The following is a 1,774-nucleotide window of genomic DNA, read 5'->3' as shown; positions in this document are numbered from 1 at the left end:
ACCTTAATGGCTCGTAATAGCCGTTATATTCGTTTTCACTTAGCCAGCGCTTGCGCGGCCTCTGCACTTGGGAAACATTATTCCATCGGTAAGGTAGGGCGCGGTCTTTCCACGCAACTGGCTGGCCATCTTCCCGAAGATATACCTTGATAACCAGAAACCAACTCACAAGAAAAAAATCACCCCTATCTTCCGCTTGAACAAGAACGCCGAGATTCTTAGCCAGGAATGGCACCAATTCATCACCAACACCATGACCGATAAGAAAAGGCTTACTCTCGCCATAAACCCGAAAGTAAACCTTGCCGCTTTTCGACCGCCAGAAAGCGCTGATTTTGGCTTTAAAATCGTCCATCTGGCCATCTCACTATGCGGCCACTGCAGAAGATACTGATTCGCCGAGGTTAGCTCTAACCAAAGCCTTCGCCACAACTGGTGAAACAGAATTACCGACCTTAGCTACTTGGTTTTTCTTCGTTAACTTCTTGCCATTGCTATCGTGAGAAATTTTGTATTTGTCACCGAACCCTTGAGCTTTAAATAATTCATGTGGCTCAAACATGCGCAATCCAATATCAATAACTTGATAGTCTTCCCCGTTAATCTTCACAATAACCAAGCCGTGTCGGTCTTTGGTTGTGATGGTGTTCAACGGCTCCGATATATTTTGAGCGCTGCTGGTGCCATAATATGAAATCAGGAATGCCCGAACCTCTCCAAGATGATTCCCACCGGCTGAAATAGTATGCATGGGCTCATCCATGCCATGCCCTATATTTCCATTTCTAAACTTAATGACATGACTCGTGACTAAAGCAAAACTTCCACCCTTAGGGTGTGCTGTTATCGTTCTTAGTGGTTCGTCAATTCGCATATTTCTCTGACTTGAACCATTAGCGCACTCAGTAATAAAAGGAACAACTGCCTGCTCTGGAACAAAAAACGGATTGTCATTATTAAATACGTATTTTTCTAGCCCCTTAATAATTCTTTCAATCGTCTTTGGAGCGAGAGGTTTTTTTCTACCAAAAATTGATGTGACAGGAATAGACCAATCAACACTATCCGCTGCAGTAATGTAATCTAGCTTTCCCTCTCCATGAGTGGTTTCTGGCCAAAGGATCTTTGCGTTATCGTTTCTTGCTATAAGAAAAAATCTCTCTCGACTCGTGCCTGCGCCATAATCACAAGCCTTAATCATTCGATGCTCAACTTGGTAACCAAGACCCCTTCGTAATCTCTTTTTCGCCTCAACATCATCATTAATACCAATCGCATCACACATTTCTGACCATGCAGGGTGATAAGGTGAAAGTCCTGTTGTTAACACTTTTACAAAAGCATCAAAGGTTTCACCTTTTCGCTTTGGGCAAGGGCGTGATTTTCCATTAACCTTTACCAATGGCCCCCACGTCATGAACTCTTCAACGTTCTCGAGCATCATCACACGAACAGGGACCTTCAAAGCCCAACGAATAGCGACCCAAGCTAAACCGCGAATTTTTTGATCAACGGGCTTATCTCCCTTTGCTTTGGAAAAGTGCTTACAGTCAGGAGAAAACCAAGCCAAACCGACCGGACGGCCTGAGCATGCTTCAATCGGATCTACATCCCAGACTGATTCGCAATAGTGCTTGGTTTCTGGATGATTTACTTTGTGCATATCAATTGCGTCTGGGTCGTGATTGATCGCAATATCAACATGACAACCAAGCCCTGCAGATATTCCTTTGGAGGCGCCACCGCCTCCAGCAAAGTTATCGACAACGATCTC

At 44.4% G+C, this 1,774-nt stretch carries 2 protein-coding genes; both read right to left on the bottom strand.

The annotated features are described in order from the left end of the window. On the bottom strand, window positions 1–355 hold a 355-nt coding region (locus tag BLS03_RS25300; protein ID WP_143015707.1), incomplete at its 3' end, for a hypothetical protein. Window positions 356–367: 12 nt separating this feature from the next. Continuing rightward, a partial coding sequence (locus BLS03_RS25295; RefSeq protein ID WP_143015706.1) for a DNA cytosine methyltransferase occupies window positions 368–1,774 on the bottom strand: 1,407 nt, incomplete at its 5' end.

It is taken from the genome of Vibrio xiamenensis (genome assembly GCF_900100015.1).
In the GTDB taxonomy this organism is placed as follows: domain Bacteria; phylum Pseudomonadota; class Gammaproteobacteria; order Enterobacterales; family Vibrionaceae; genus Vibrio; species Vibrio xiamenensis.
The sequence above is the reverse complement of the archived record's forward strand: the minus strand, read 5'-3'. Positions and strand labels throughout refer to the sequence as shown.